This window comes from Bradyrhizobium lablabi, assembly GCF_018129385.1.
Taxonomy (GTDB): Bacteria; Pseudomonadota; Alphaproteobacteria; order Rhizobiales; family Xanthobacteraceae; genus Bradyrhizobium; species Bradyrhizobium lablabi_C.
This window is the reverse complement of record NZ_JAFCLN010000029.1, coordinates 20,685-34,243: the sequence shown is the minus strand read 5'-3', so window position 1 is coordinate 34,243 and position 13,559 is coordinate 20,685. Positions and strand designations below refer to the sequence as shown.

Below are 13,559 nucleotides of genomic sequence, written 5' to 3'. Positions count from 1 at the left end.
AGCAATCCATTTTGCCACACGAAGAATGGATTGCTTCGTCGCTTCGCTCCTCGCAATGACGGCTGTCGTTACTGACTTCGTTATTTCGGACGACGTGCGTAGCGCGTCGATCCGGAATCTCGGAACTTTAGCGCTTATCATCTCCGGATTCCGGGTTCGATGCTTCGCATCGCCCCGGAATGACAAGTAAATTGCAAGAACTCGAAGTAACTGCTGCCGTCAAAGCATATCGTCGACGATTTTCGTCATCTCTGCCGCGGAGAAGGCCCGCAGAGATTCGGTGCGGACGTTGCCAAGCTTGGCGAGGCTCAGCGTGAGCGACATGAAGGACGATTCATCCGGCGCATCGACGATGGTGACGATGTCGTAGCGTCCCTGTGTCCAGACGATCTCCCTGACAGTCACCCCGAACGTCTTCGCCAGATCTTTGAAAGCGTCCGCCCGCTTTGGGGATTCCTTGGCGTTGCGAACGCCCTGATCCGTGAAATTCGCCAGCACAACATAGGCTACCATGATCGTCCTCCCGGGTTAGGACCACGTGCAATGGCATGAGGAAGTCGCGCGAGCTTGTCATAGCGGTGCCGGCGCAGCCACAAGCTTGATCGGAAAGGTCAGCGGGCGTGACTTATGCTGCCGTGCAACTGTGTCCAGGGCTGCAAGGGTAGCGCGAAGCTGAACTCATGAGTGATATAGTGCGATATGGCAGACGGTCAGGTCGTGCTGGTGACAACTCAACCATTGGGAGGCGGTCCGCCCGTCCGCTCGGTCTACTTTGTGGCCGAACAGGATCCGGCGAAGGCCACCGCCATTATTGCGGAGGTGATGGCGCCGAACGAGCAGGTTGAAGCGTTGGGCCGGCTTCCGGATGCGGCCGTCAAGGCGCTCGGTCTGAAACACGGCGATTTCACGCATGGCTGACGGGCGTTGGGCCCGGCGATGACGGTCTCGTAGGGTGGGCAAAGCGAAGCGTGCCCACCGCTCGGGATGCCATGGATAGAATGGTGGGCACGGCGCAAGAGCGCCTTTGCCCAACCTACGGTGTGTCTTCCGCCTCATCCTGAGGAGCGCGCATTTGCGCGCGTCTCGAAGGACGAGGCGGCCCGGCTGTATCCTTCGAGACGCCGCGAAGACGCGGCTCCTCAGGATGAGGTCTCACAGTCCCTTTGACGTCACAGCAAATCGCCGCCCGCGGCGCTTGCCGTGGTGCCGTGCTCGCGGAACGCCTTGATGACGTTCCGGCCGATCTTCCACTTGTGCACCTCGTCGGGGCCGTCGACCAGCCGCTGCGAGCGCACCTGGGTGTACCATTTGGCGAGCGGGGTATCCTGCGAGAAGCCGAGTGCGCCGTGCAGCTGGATCGCGGTGTCGATCACCTTGTGCACCATGTGGGCGTGGAAGATTTTTGCGATCGAGTTCTCCTGGCGGATGTCGAGGCCTTTCTCGGCCTTGTAGGCGATGTGCAGCAGCATCAAGCGGCCGATATAGAGTTCGCTGGCGCAATCGGCCAGCATGAACTGCACCGCCTGGCGGTCGGCCAGCAACTGCCCGAAGGTCGAACGCTTGGTGACATGCGCCACCGCCATATCCAGCGCGCGCTGCGCTTTGGCGACGTTGTGCATGCCGTGGCGCAACCGGCCATAGGCGAGGCGGTGCTGGCCCATGTTGAAACCGTTACCTTCGCCGCCGAGCAGATTGTCGGCAGGCACCTTCAAATCCTTGATCTCGATCTCGGAGTGGCCGCCGTGCAGGACATCGTCATGAGGCCCTTCGATCGCCATGTTGGCGACGTTGCGCTTGATCTTGTAGCCGGGGTTCGGCAGCTCGACGATGAAGGCCGAATGCTGCTTGTGGCGCGGCGCGTTCGGGTCGGTTCTGGCGATCACCAGCGCCATGTCGGCGACGCTCGCGGAAGACGAAAACCATTTTTCGCCGTTGAGGATGTAGTTCTCGTTGCCGTCCTTCACCGCTGACGTCTGCATGCCCGTAGCGTCGGCGCCGGCGGCCTTTTCCGTCATCGAATAGCAGATGCGCTTGTCGCCATTGAGCAGGGGTTTAAGGAATTTCTCTTTCTGATATTCCGTGCCGTGGGCGAGGATCGTCATCATCGAGGCATCGTCGGGGCCTTGCGTGTTCATCGAGAGCGCGCCGAGCATGCTCTCGCCAAGCTCCATCTGCACCAGCGCATTGGCCAGCGGGCCAAGGCCCATGCCGCCATATTCCTTCGGCACCCACGGGCACCACAGCCCTTGCGCGCGCGCCTTCTTGCGCAGCGGGCCGAGCACTTCGGCGAGCGGTTTGGTGTCGAGTTCTTTCTCGGCCGGGATGCATTCGTCGTGCACCCATTTGCGCACCTTCTCGCGGATCGCCTTGGCCTCGGCCGGGATTTCGAAATCGATCGACATGGCGTTTTCCTCTGTTCTTGCTTGATGGCGGAACTTGGCGGATGGCATAAACCTGAGGCAAGGCAGCGGCAACCCGAACAAAGTTTGAAGCGCGATGGCGACGCCAACACATGGTCGTCATGCCCGCGCAGGCGGGCATCCAGTACGCCGTGCCGGTTGTTGTTACCCGCGAAGCTGGTGTTTACTGGATCACCCGCCTTCGCGGGTGATGACGGCTCGTGATGACGTGAGAGTGTGACATGCCCGATCTCGCCGACCTGTTTCCCGGCTACGCCTCCGAATGGATCAACACCTCATCGGGCCGCATCTTTGCGCGCGTCGGCGGCAAGGGCCCGCCGCTGCTCTTGCTGCACGGCTTTTCCTCGACCCATGTGATGTGGCATCCGGTGACGAAGATGCTGGACGACAGGTTCACGCTGATCATCGCCGACCTGCCGGGCTATGGCTGGTCCGATATGCCCGACAGCGACGAGAACCATACGCCCTACACCAAGCGCGCGATGGCGAAGGCGATGATCGAGGCGATGGAGCAACTCGGCCACGTTCACTTCGCGCTTGCCGGTCACGACCGCGGCGGGCGGGTATCGTATCGCCTCGCGCTCGATCATCCCGGGCGGCTGTCGAAGCTGGCGGTGCTCGATATCCTGCCGACCTATGATTACTGGGAGCGCATGAACCGGCTCTATGCGCTGAAAATCTATCACTGGGCGTTCCTGGCGCAGCCGGCGCCGTTTCCGGAAACGCTGATCCTGGGCGCTCCCGATTTCTTTCTGAAGAAGAAGATGGCGAGCCAGACCAAGTCGAAGACGCTCGACGAGATCGATCCGCGCGCGCTGGAGCATTATCTGGCGCCATTCCGCGATCCCTCCCGCGTGCATGCGATGTGCGAGGACTATCGCGCCGGCGCCTATGCCGATTACGAGATCGACAAGGCGGACTTTGAAGCGGGCAAGAAGATCACGGTCCCGATGCTGGCGCTGTGGGGCGATGCCGGCATTGCGAGCGCCGCGGCGACGCCGCTGGATACCTGGAAGAAATGGGCGACCAACGTGCAGGGCGCGCCAGTGGATTCCGGGCATTTTCTGCCGGAGGAAAATCCGCAAGCGACGGGGAAATTGCTGCGAGAGTTTTTCACGGCGCCATAGCCACAACCGTCATTGCGAGGAGCGCAGCGACGAAGCAATCCAGCTTTCTTGTTGCGGCAAAGCTGGATTGCTTCGCTGCGCTCGCAATGACGGGGAGGGAGCTGTTACCGCCGCACCTTGAAAAAATCCCGCAGCAGCGTCGCCGCTTCGGTCTCGCCGACGGATGGATAGACCTCCGGCGCGTGGTGGCACGTCGGGGAGGCGAAGAAGCGGACGCCGGAATCGACCGCGCCGCCCTTGGGGTCCACCGCGCCGTAATAGAGGCGGCGGATGCGGGCGAGCGAGATCGCGCCGGCGCACATGGTGCAGGGCTCGAGTGTGACGTAGAGGTCGCAATCGACGAGGCGCTCGGTGCCGATGGCTTCCGCAGCCTGCCGGATCGCCAGGATTTCAGCGTGGGCGGTCGGGTCGCGGTCGGTCAGGGTGCGGTTGGCGGCTGACGCGATCACCTCAAACCCCCGCACAATCACGCAGCCGATCGGAACTTCGCCGGCATTTCCGGCATTTTCGGCCGCTTTCAGCGCCAAATCCATGAAAGTAGGGGCAGTCATGCCTCGTATCCCCACAAGAAACCTGCTACTAGCTGCGCCTTCAGCAAAAGTGGATACCGGTTTTGCGTGAGAATGCGGCCTGCGAGGCGGGCGCGCATGCCCTTTTGATTTTAGCTGCGAGTGAGACCTTTCATGCCCCGCGACACCGATAAAAACAACGATTCCCGAGGCCGGCGCGACCGGCCGGGTGGGGGCAGACCCGGTGGCAAGCCCGGCGGCAAGGGCCGTTCCGGCGCGGCGCGGGGACCGGAGAAGAAGTTCGCCAAGCGCGGCTTTGGCAAGGGTGAGGGCGACAAGCGTTCGTTCGGCGACCGCGAAGGCCGCCCGCCGCGCCGCCGTGAGGATAGCGATGCGCCGCGCCGCGATTACGGCGACCGTCCTCGCACGCCGCGGTTCGACCGCGACGACCGTGGCCGCGGCGAGAAGCGCGATTTCAAGCCGCGCGGGGACCGCCCGCGTTTCGATCGCGAGGATCGCGCGCCGCGTGGTGAAGGCCGATTCCGCGATCGCGATGACGCGCGTCCCGCCGGGCGTTTCGGGGATCGCAAGTTCGGCGACAGGAAGCCTTACGCTTCGCGGGATCGCGACGGCGAGAAGCGGCCCTACACGCCGCGTGGCGAGCGATCGTCGCGCGATGGTGATCGGCCGCCGCGGAAGTTCGGCGGCGACCGCGGCCCGCGCAAGGATTTTGGCGACCGTCCGCCGCACGGTGAATCCAAGCCGTGGCAGAAGCGCGAGGGCGGTGACCGCGACGAGCGTCCGGCGCGAAGTTTCGACAAGCCGCGGTTCAACCGTTCGCGCGATGATCGCGGCGACGGCGAGCGTCCGCGCTTTTCGCGTTCCCGCGAGGATCGCGTGCAGGGCGACCGGTCGTCCCGCGAGCGGCCGAATGCGGATCGCGAGAGCGACCGCAGAGATCGCGGGGATCGTCCGCGTGGTGATCGGCCGGACCGTCCCCGTTTCGACCGCGATCGTGAAGATCGTCCGAAATTCGATCGTCCGCGGCAACGTCGCGACGACCGCGAGGACCGCCCGCGCCGCGAACGGCCGGAAGGCCGCACCGATTGGCAGGAGCATCCGCGCAGCGACCGGCGCGACCGTTTCGCGGATCGGCCCCGCCGCGACAACGAGGATGACAGCAAGATCTTTGCAAAGCGGCCGGCCTTCGGCGGCCGCGGCGCCTATCGCGAGCGCAACCGCGACGACGACCGGCGTTCGTCGCGCAGGGAAGTGGAAGAAAAGCCGAAGAAGGCGGGTGAGCGCATTGCCAAGGTGCTGGCCCGGGCGGGGCTGGCCTCGCGGCGCGACGCGGAAGAGATGGTGACGCAGGGCCGCGTCACCGTGAACGGCCGGCTCATCAATTCGCCCGCGCTCGATATCACTGCCAACGACGTGGTCGCGGTCGATGGCAAGCCGTTGCCGCCGCGCGAGCGCACGCGGCTGTGGATGTATCACAAGCCGCGCGGGCTGATGACGACGCATGACGATCCCGAGGGGCGGCCGACGGTATTCGACAATCTGCCGGAAGGCCTGCCGCGGCTCATCTCGGTCGGCCGGCTCGATTTCAACACCGAAGGGCTGCTGCTGCTCACCAATGACGGCGGTCTGGCGCGCATTCTGGAACTGCCCGACACCGGCTGGCTGCGGCGCTACCGCGTGCGCGCCCATGGCGAGGTGACGCAGGCGCAGCTCGATGAGCTGAAGAAGGGCGTCGAGGTCGACGGCGTGAAATACGGCTCGATCGATGCGACACTGGAGCGCGACCAGGGCGCCAATGTCTGGCTGGTGTTCGCGATCCGCGAGGGCAAGAACCGCGAGGTGCGCAACGTGATGGCGCATCTCGGCCTCGAGGTGAACCGGCTGATCCGGATTTCCTACGGGCCGTTCCAGTTGGGCGAACTGGAAGAGGGCAAGGTCGAGGAGGTCAAGACACGCGTGCTGCGCGAGCAACTCGGCGAGAAGGTCGCAAAGCTGGCGGGCGCCGATTTTGCCCGGCCGGAGCAGAGCGAGGCGGATGAGGACGAGGCGCCACGGGCCAAGAAACCGTACAAGGCGTCCGGCAAGAATGCGATCGTCTCCGACGGCAAGGGCCGCCGCGTGCTGGTGCAGCGTACCGGCAGCGAGGAAGCGCGTATCCGCAACGAGGAAGAGAACGCTGCTTACGGCCCGCCGCGCCGCGTCAAGCGCGGCTATCACGGCAAGCGCGATCTCAAGCCGCGGGATGAGTAGACGCTGATGGTTGTGGAGACACTGCTTGCTCCAAATACGATGTCATGCCCGGGCCCGTCCCGGGCATCCACGTCTTTTGGCGCAGCAAGCAAGCAAGACGTGGATGGCCGGGACAAGCCCGGCCATGACGGAAACTTCTAATGCGCGTCGTCGGGGGGCGATTGAGGGGCCGCAACATCGCGTCTCCAGCTACGCAGGAGATCAGGCCGACGGCGGATCGCCTGCGCGAGTCCGTGTTCAACATTTTGATGCATGCGTATGGCGATCCGATTTCGGATGCGCGGGTGCTCGACCTGTTCGCCGGTACCGGCGCGCTCGGCATCGAAGCGATCTCGCGCGGGGCGAAGTTCGTGCTGTTCGTCGATAACGGCGCGGAGGCGCGGGCGTTGTTGCGCAACAATGTCGAGTCGCTGGGGCTCGGCGGCGTGACAAAAGTCTATCGCCGCGATGCGACCAATCCGGGGCCTGCGCATCCGGTCGAGCCATTTTCGCTGGCCTTTCTCGATCCACCCTATGGCAAGGGACTTGCGGAGAAAGCGCTCGCCGCGCTGCGCGACGGCGGCTGGCTGACGCCGGGCGCGCTGGTGGTGGTGGAGGAGGCGAAGGCAGCGGGGTTTGCGGTGCCGGAAGGATTCGAGGAGCTGGAGCGGCGCGCGTACGACGACACGGAGTTCGTGTTCTTGCGGTTTGGCGCGGCCTAGTGCATTCGCATTTTTGAGCCATGGCTCAATGGGCTGGTGCTGACTTGCAGTCATCTCGGGGATGTTACGAAGTTTGAAACTTCGTGAGTTCGTCGCAAAACCAAGCTCTCCTCGACGAAAACACAAGCTCTTCTCAAGGAATCCGAAAAGCCGAAACAGGCCTCCCAATCTAGCTTCGCCGGTGTCCATTTCGAACCACGAGTCTCGATGTCGCTGTTCGGAACGGATACCGGCACGATCGCGAACGGGTAGCGACGCGCTGCCGGGTCAATTCCGAGGAAACGCCCGGGAGAAATGCACATGGCTGTTACAGCGACTTTTTCGGCGGGGACCCTGACTGTCTTCGGCGACGCCCTGACCAACAACATCGCCCTTTCCCGCAACGCAGCCGGAACGATCCTGGTCAATGGCGGCGCGGTTAAAATCGTCGGCGGCACCGCGACGGTTGCCAATACCAAACTGATCCAGGCCTTCGGCCAGAACGGCGACGACATCATCACCATCGACGAGAGCCACGGTGCGATGCCTCCGGCGAACCTGTTCGGCGGCGCCGGCAATGACAGGCTGACTGGCGGGTCGGGCGGTGACATGCTGTTCGGACAGGCCGGCAACGACACGCTGTTTGGCAAGGGCGGCAACGATTTTCTGTTCGGCGGCGCCGACAATGACACGCTGACCGGCGGTGCCGGCGACGACCAGATGTTCGGCGAATCCGGCAACGACCGCATGATCTGGAATGCCGGCGACGGCACCGATCTGATGGAGGGCGGCGACGGCACCGACACCGCTGAGGTCAACGGCGGCAATGGCAATGAAACCTTTGCGATCACGGCCAATGGCACCCGCGTGCGCTTCGACCGGATCGACCCTGCGCCGATCAGCCTCGACATCGGCACCACCGAAAATCTCGTGGTCAACGCCGGTGGCGGCGACGACAGGATTTCCGCGACCGGCAATCTCGCCGCGCTGATCAAACTGACGATCGACGGCGGCGCCGGCAACGACACCATCCTCGGCGGCAACGGCGCCGATACCTTGCTCGGCGGCACCGGCAACGATTTCATCGACGGCAATCAGGGCAACGACACCGCCCTGCTGGGAGCCGGCAACGACACCTTTCAGTGGGACCCGGGCGACGGCAGCGACACGGTCGAGGGCCAGGCCGGCAACGACACGCTGCTCTTCAATGGCAGCAACATCGGCGAGAATTTCGATATCGCGGCAAACGGCGACCGCGTGCGCCTGACCCGCGATATCGGGGCCATCACGATGGACCTGAAGAGCATGGAGACCATCAACATCGCCGCGCTCGGCGGCAATGACAACATCGTCGTCAACGATCTCAGCGGCACCGGCGTCACTCAGGTCAACGTCAATCTAGGCGCGTCGACCGGCGGTGGCGACGCTGCGTCGGACAAGGTCACAGTCCAGGGCCGGAATTCGGCCGACACCATACAGGTGACCGGCTCGGGGACCTCGGTTTCCGTCACGGGATTGCCGGCCGCCGTCACCATCACCAACGCCGAAGGCGCGAATGATGCGCTTGTCGTGAACGCGCTCGGCGGTAACGACACGATCAACGCGGCCGGGCTTCCCGCGGGGATCGTCAAGCTGACCATCGACGGCGGCGCCGGGAACGACACGATCACCGGCAGCCAGGGCGACGATACGCTGCTCGGCGGCGACGGCAACGATGTCGTGACCGGCGGCCGCGGCAACGACATTGCACAGCTCGGAGCCGGCAACGACACGTTCCAGTGGAATCCCGGCGACGGCAGCGACACGATCGAAGGCGATACCGGCACCGACAAGATGCTGTTCCTCGGCGCCAATATCGCCGAGAACATCGACATTTTTGCCAACGGCAACCACGTCCTGTTCACGCGTGACGTCGCAGCCGTGACGATGGATCTTCACGGCGTCGAGCAGATCGATTTCCGTGCGCTCGGCGGCGCCGACCGGATCACGGTGGGCGATCTGAGCGGGACGGATGTCACGCAAGTGAATATCGACCTGCGCAGCCAGACCGGCACGCGCGACGGTGAAGTCGATTCCGTCACGGTCAACGCCACCCAGGGGGCCGACACGTTCGGCGTCTCCGGCAATGCGAGCGGCGTGACGGTGTTCGGCCTGCACGCGACCACGAAGCTGACGGGCATGGATGCGACCGACCAGCTCACGCTCAACGGCCAGGGCGGCGACGACAAGATCGATGCGAGCGGGCTTGCCGCCGGTACGCTGAAGCTCACGATCAATGGCGGGCTCGGCAACGACCTGCTGATCGGCAGCAAGGGCGACGACCTCGTCATCGGCGGCGACGGCAATGACGTCGCGCTGATGGGCGCCGGCAACGACACCTTCGTGTGGAATCCCGGCGATGACAACGACATTGTCGAAGGTCAGGCCGGAAGCGACACGATGCTGTTCAACGGTGCCAACATCGCCGAGACGATCAATATCTTCGCCAACGGCGGTCGTGCCGAATTCACGCGGGATGTCGCTGCGGTTACGATGGACACGGACGGCGTCGAAACCATCACGTTCACCGCCCGCGGCGGCGCCGACACCATCAATGTCGGCGACATGACCGGCACCGACGTGACGCAGGTCAATATCGATCTGGCCGGCACTCCCGGCACCCCGGGCGGGGATGGCGCGGCCGACAAGATCGTGATCGACGGCACCGGCGGTGACGATGTCATCTCGCTTTCGCTCGACAGCAACGGCGCGTTGGTGGTCGACGGGCTCGCAAGCCAGGTCGTGATCCAGAATTTCGACTTCAACGACACGATCACTATCAACGGCCTCGGCGGTGACGACGTGATCCTGGCCAACGGCATCAACCTCGGCGGGGCGCGTCTCGTCTTCGACGGGGGTGCCGGCGACGATGTGCTGATCGGTGGCGCAGGCAACGACACGCTGCTCGGCGGGCTCGGCGACGATGTCCTGATCGGTGGCGGTGGCACCGATGTGCTGGACGGCGGGCCGGGCAGCAATGTCGTACTTCAGTCGCTGGTCGCCAATGCGGCTTTCCACACGGAGATGCTGGTCTGAGCCGAGGTGTGTGAGTAACGAGACGGCTTCGCGCGGTCGGTGACCGCGCGAAGCCGGCGCTCTAACGGGCTGGCCGAAAAGTCACTCGCCGCGCTACGTGGCGGCGGGTGGCTGTAGCGGCAGCCCAATCCCTCCCCACAAAGGGAATAAACTATATTTGAAAAACCCAACACGTCACTTGCGCGACGGCTGTGTATGGTGGCTGACCTCCAGCCCGTTGATCGTTAGCCAAGGCGCCTTGCGCTTCGTCCATCCCTCGTAACGCGGTGCCAGCAGCGACGAATCGTCCAGCGTGCCGGGTTTGATGCTCAAGAAGCCTAATCCGCTGGTGTGCCAAAGGCGTATCCCGCAGGTTCCGCAGAAATAGCAGTTTTTGGCCCGCCCGCCATTCTCGGCGGGGCGTGTCCAGCACTTCGGCTCGCCACTGATGAGCTTAACATCGGCCTCGCGCATCCTGAGGCTCATGCCGAAAACCCCTCCGGATTGCATCTTGCAGTCGTTGCAATGGCAGACTCCCAGCCATACGGGCTCGCCTGTGAGGCGATAGCGGATTTCGCCGCACTGGCAGCCTCCCTCCGAGGGCAACGCGAGGCCCATCTCTTCCCTTTGCGCTTCGTACTGACCGGAGCGCTCCATAGGGTGGGTTAGCGGAGCGTAACCCACCATTCTTCGCGCGATCGGTGGATTACGCCTTCGGCTAATCCACCCTACGGCGGCTACCTTAGCCGCTCCCACATTCCAACACGACCTTTATCAAGCTTACCTTCTTTGACTAAACTGTCGCCGGCCCACCTCATGTCGTACTGCCAAGTATAGAAGAAATCACCAGACGATCGCAGGTCGCGCTCGTGGTGATCCCAGATGAACTTCGCAATCTTAGCAATCTTCGCTTTATTTCCGGGTGAGCCTAACGCTTGCAGAATAAGGGGCTTCAGGTCCTCTCGCGTCACGGAATACCTCCTTAAAATCTATCTCCGCCCGAACAGCTTTTCGATATCGCTCAGCTTCAATTCCACATAGGTCGGGCGGCCGTGGTTGCACTGGCCGGAGTTCGGCGTGTCTTCCATCTCGCGCAGCAGCGCGTTCATCTCTTCGGGCTTGAGGATGCGTCCGGCGCGCACCGAGCCGTGGCAGGCCATGGTGGCGGCGACATGCATCAGGCGGCGCTCGAGCGGCAAGGCTTCGTCCCATTCGGCCATGTGCTCGGCGAGGTCGCGGAGCAGGCCCGCGGCATTGGTCTTGCCGAGGAGGGAGGGTGTTTCGCGCACGGCGACGGCGCCGGGGCCGAAGGATTCGATGGCGAGGCCGAAGGAGGCGAGCTCCTCGGCGCGGTCGAGCAGTTGCTCCACCGTGGCTTCGTCGAGTTCGACGATTTCCGGGATCAGCAGAATTTGCCGCTGCACGCCGTTCTTCGCCAGCGAGGCCTTCAGTCGCTCATAGACGATGCGCTCATGGGCGGCGTGTTGGTCCACCACGATGAGGCCGTCGCGGGTTTGCGAGACGATATAGGTTTCGTGGATCTGCGTTCGCGCGGCGCCAAGCGGGCGGTCGAGCAGATCGGCGGACGGTGTTGACTCGAAGCGCACGTCGGCGGTCGGCGCGCCGACGTCGAAGGCGGCCTGTCCCGGCTCGGCGAAGGCTTGCGCGGCGGCGCCTTCGAAGCCCGGCATCGGCGAGACCGGAAAGGACGGCGAACGGCGCCAGTCCCAATTGCCCGGGCGCGGCGCGAAGGCTGGGCGGAACGCAGAGATGGCGGCGCCATCCGTATTGGCGGCGGTGCGCTTGCCCTCGCGCGCAAGGCCCTCCTTCAGTGCATGCACGATCAGGGCGCGGACGAGGCCGGCGTTGCGGAAGCGCACCTCGGTCTTGGCCGGGTGCACGTTGGCGTCGACCTCTTGCGGGGGCAGCGTCACGAACAGCGCGACTACGGGATGGCGGTCACGCGGCAGATAGTCGGCATAGGCCGCGCGCACGGCGCCGAGGATCAGCTTGTCGCGCACCGGGCGGCCGTTGACGAACAGATATTGCCCGAGTGCGTTGGCGCGCGTGAGGGAAGGCGCGGCAGCAAAGCCTTCGACCAGGACGCCCTCGCGCTCGGCGCGCACCTCGATGGCACTGGAGCGGAAGTCAGCGCCCAGGATATCGCCGAGCCGCGTCAGGCGGCCGGCGGCGCTGGGAAGCGCCGCGGCCCAGGTCACCGGCGCGCGCTCCTCGCCCGCCAGCGTGAAGGCGACGTCGGGGCGGGCCATTGCCAGACGCCGCACCACTTCGCGGATCGCTTCGGCCTCGGTGCGATCGGTTTTCAAAAATTTCAGCCGGGCCGGCGTCGCGTAGAAGAGATCGCTGACCTCGACGCGGGTGCCCTGTCCGAGCGCCGCAGGCATGACCTGTGATTTCTCGCCGCCCTCGACCGAGAGCGACCAGGCATGCGGCTCGGAGGCGTGGCGCGTGGTGATGCCGAGCCTGGCCACCGCGCCGATCGAGGGCAGCGCCTCGCCGCGGAAACCCAGCGTGCGGATACGCAGCAGATCCTCGTCGTCCAGCTTCGAGGTGGCGTGGCGGTCGACGGAGAGCGCCAGATCCGCATGGGTCATGCCGCTGCCGTCATCGGTAATGCCGATGCGGCGCCGGCCGCCGCCGTCGGTGAAGATGTCGATCCGGCTGGCGCCGGCATCGATGGCGTTCTCCACCAGCTCCTTCACCACGCTCGCGGGACGTTCGACCACCTCGCCGGCGGCGATGCGGTTGACGACCTGTTCGGGGAGCTGGCGGACGGGCATGGGTTTCGTCGGGGAGATTCGAAGGCAGCCGCCATTCTAGGCGCCTGGCGCGGCAAATGCATGGGCCGGGACCCGCAAATTCAATCCCGCCTGGGGATGAAACCGAACTAGAGCGGGATGACTTTTCTTCGAATCGTCATCCCGCTCTATCTTTTTGTTTGAGCATGATCTTTTCGGAAAACCGGTGTCCACTTTTCCGGATCATGCTCTATCGCCTTGAAGATGCTGGCGTTCGATACCGGGACGGCACGCAAGGTCGGGATTGTGAGGTCGCAGGCGCGGGTATATCGTTTAGAAAAATTATAATCTGACCGGGAGGAACGAAATGTGCCATCTGTTCGCGCATCAACCGCAACGGGACTACGAATCGCAGACCCGATCGCTGCGGATCGGCGGCCATTGCACGTCGATCCGGCTGGAAATGTCGTTCTGGGACACGCTGGAAGAGATCGCCGCCAAGGAGGGAATGAGCCTGGCGAAGTTCCTCACCACGCTGCATAACGAAGTCCTCGACCATCATGGCGAGGTCAATAATTTCGCCTCTCTCTTGCGCTGTTCCTGCCTGATCTACCGTTCCAAGAGCACGATCGCAGTCCCGGAATTTCGTGGCGCCGCGGCCATTCTCGACGCCGCCGAATAGGATTCATTCGCTCGACAAGGAAAAGCGGCCCGGTCCGCCCGGACCGGGCCGCTTTTT

General features: G+C 64.0%; 12 protein-coding genes. 6 read left to right on the top strand and 6 right to left on the bottom strand.

The features are described from left to right. Nucleotides 1-219 precede the first annotated feature (219 nt). On the bottom strand, nucleotides 220-513 hold the full coding sequence (locus JQ628_RS32555; RefSeq protein ID WP_212230176.1) for a GYD domain-containing protein: 294 nt from the start codon (nucleotides 511-513) through the stop codon (nucleotides 220-222). A gap of 186 nt (nucleotides 514-699) precedes the next feature. On the opposite strand from JQ628_RS32555, the gene JQ628_RS32550 reads away from it, so the two are divergent. Beyond that, nucleotides 700-918 carry a hypothetical protein gene (locus JQ628_RS32550; protein WP_212230174.1) on the top strand — a complete coding sequence of 73 codons (219 nt, stop codon included), beginning with the start codon at nucleotides 700-702 and terminating at the stop codon, nucleotides 916-918. Between the two features lie 251 nt (nucleotides 919-1,169). On the opposite strand, the gene JQ628_RS32545 is transcribed toward JQ628_RS32550, so the two are convergent. Further along, nucleotides 1,170-2,402 (bottom strand): acyl-CoA dehydrogenase family protein, encoded by a 1,233-nt coding sequence (locus tag JQ628_RS32545; RefSeq protein WP_212230172.1) that lies wholly within the window; start codon nucleotides 2,400-2,402, stop codon nucleotides 1,170-1,172. A 239-nt stretch (nucleotides 2,403-2,641) separates the two neighbouring features. On the opposite strand from JQ628_RS32545, the gene JQ628_RS32540 reads away from it, so the two are divergent. Beyond that, nucleotides 2,642-3,547, top strand: coding sequence for an alpha/beta fold hydrolase (locus tag JQ628_RS32540; protein WP_212230163.1), 906 nt, complete (start codon nucleotides 2,642-2,644; stop codon nucleotides 3,545-3,547). 104 nt (nucleotides 3,548-3,651) lie between these two features. Here the strand turns inward: JQ628_RS32540 and JQ628_RS32535 are convergent, their stop codons facing one another. Continuing rightward, a complete protein-coding gene (locus JQ628_RS32535) occupies nucleotides 3,652-4,098 on the bottom strand; it encodes a nucleoside deaminase (RefSeq protein WP_249128690.1) in 447 nt (148 codons plus the stop codon). A 132-nt stretch (nucleotides 4,099-4,230) separates the two neighbouring features. Here JQ628_RS32535 and JQ628_RS32530 point away from each other — a divergent pair, with 132 nt between their 5' ends. From JQ628_RS32530 to JQ628_RS32520, 3 genes are all read left to right on the top strand, one after another. Then, nucleotides 4,231-6,327 (top strand): pseudouridine synthase, encoded by a 2,097-nt coding sequence (locus JQ628_RS32530; protein ID WP_212230160.1) that lies wholly within the window; start codon nucleotides 4,231-4,233, stop codon nucleotides 6,325-6,327. 140 nt (nucleotides 6,328-6,467) lie between these two features. Further along, nucleotides 6,468-7,028, top strand: coding sequence for a 16S rRNA (guanine(966)-N(2))-methyltransferase RsmD (gene rsmD, locus JQ628_RS32525; RefSeq protein WP_212230158.1), 561 nt, complete (start codon nucleotides 6,468-6,470; stop codon nucleotides 7,026-7,028). A 300-nt stretch (nucleotides 7,029-7,328) separates the two neighbouring features. Beyond that, nucleotides 7,329-10,082: a beta strand repeat-containing protein gene (locus JQ628_RS32520; RefSeq protein ID WP_212230157.1), complete on the top strand. Its 2,754-nt coding sequence runs from the start codon at nucleotides 7,329-7,331 to the stop codon at nucleotides 10,080-10,082. A 174-nt stretch (nucleotides 10,083-10,256) separates the two neighbouring features. Here the strand turns inward: JQ628_RS32520 and JQ628_RS34660 are convergent, their stop codons facing one another. The 3 genes from JQ628_RS34660 to mutL form a co-directional block, all read right to left on the bottom strand. Continuing rightward, entirely contained in the window at nucleotides 10,257-10,679 is a 423-nt protein-coding gene (locus JQ628_RS34660) for a GFA family protein (protein WP_283815861.1), read from the bottom strand. A 119-nt stretch (nucleotides 10,680-10,798) separates the two neighbouring features. Further along, complete coding sequence (locus tag JQ628_RS32510) at nucleotides 10,799-11,032, bottom strand: hypothetical protein (RefSeq protein ID WP_212230153.1); 234 nt, start codon at nucleotides 11,030-11,032, stop codon at nucleotides 10,799-10,801. Between the two features lie 18 nt (nucleotides 11,033-11,050). Continuing rightward, nucleotides 11,051-12,862, bottom strand: coding sequence for a DNA mismatch repair endonuclease MutL (mutL, locus tag JQ628_RS32505; protein WP_212230150.1), 1,812 nt, complete (start codon nucleotides 12,860-12,862; stop codon nucleotides 11,051-11,053). A 325-nt stretch (nucleotides 12,863-13,187) separates the two neighbouring features. Here mutL and JQ628_RS32500 point away from each other — a divergent pair, with 325 nt between their 5' ends. Continuing rightward, on the top strand, nucleotides 13,188-13,502 hold the full coding sequence (locus JQ628_RS32500) for a ribbon-helix-helix domain-containing protein (RefSeq protein WP_212230148.1): 315 nt from the start codon (nucleotides 13,188-13,190) through the stop codon (nucleotides 13,500-13,502). The last annotated feature ends 57 nt before the right edge of the window (nucleotides 13,503-13,559 follow it).

What these genes read in the sequence shown, in the direction of transcription:
- JQ628_RS32555 (WP_212230176.1), bottom strand. Translation starts at nt 513, where the DNA reads ATGGTAGCCTATGTTGTGCTGGCGAATTTCACGGATCAGGGCGTTCGC.
- JQ628_RS32550 (WP_212230174.1), top strand. Translation starts at nt 700, where the DNA reads ATGGCAGACGGTCAGGTCGTGCTGGTGACAACTCAACCATTGGGAGGC.
- JQ628_RS32545 (WP_212230172.1), bottom strand. Translation starts at nt 2,402, where the DNA reads ATGTCGATCGATTTCGAAATCCCGGCCGAGGCCAAGGCGATCCGCGAG.
- JQ628_RS32540 (WP_212230163.1), top strand. Translation starts at nt 2,642, where the DNA reads ATGCCCGATCTCGCCGACCTGTTTCCCGGCTACGCCTCCGAATGGATC.
- JQ628_RS32535 (WP_249128690.1), bottom strand. Translation starts at nt 4,098, where the DNA reads ATGACTGCCCCTACTTTCATGGATTTGGCGCTGAAAGCGGCCGAAAAT.
- JQ628_RS32530 (WP_212230160.1), top strand. Translation starts at nt 4,231, where the DNA reads ATGCCCCGCGACACCGATAAAAACAACGATTCCCGAGGCCGGCGCGAC.
- rsmD (WP_212230158.1), top strand. Translation starts at nt 6,468, where the DNA reads ATGCGCGTCGTCGGGGGGCGATTGAGGGGCCGCAACATCGCGTCTCCA.
- JQ628_RS32520 (WP_212230157.1), top strand. Translation starts at nt 7,329, where the DNA reads ATGGCTGTTACAGCGACTTTTTCGGCGGGGACCCTGACTGTCTTCGGC.
- JQ628_RS34660 (WP_283815861.1), bottom strand. Translation starts at nt 10,679, where the DNA reads ATGGGCCTCGCGTTGCCCTCGGAGGGAGGCTGCCAGTGCGGCGAAATC.
- mutL (WP_212230150.1), bottom strand. Translation starts at nt 12,862, where the DNA reads ATGCCCGTCCGCCAGCTCCCCGAACAGGTCGTCAACCGCATCGCCGCC.
- JQ628_RS32500 (WP_212230148.1), top strand. Translation starts at nt 13,188, where the DNA reads ATGTGCCATCTGTTCGCGCATCAACCGCAACGGGACTACGAATCGCAG.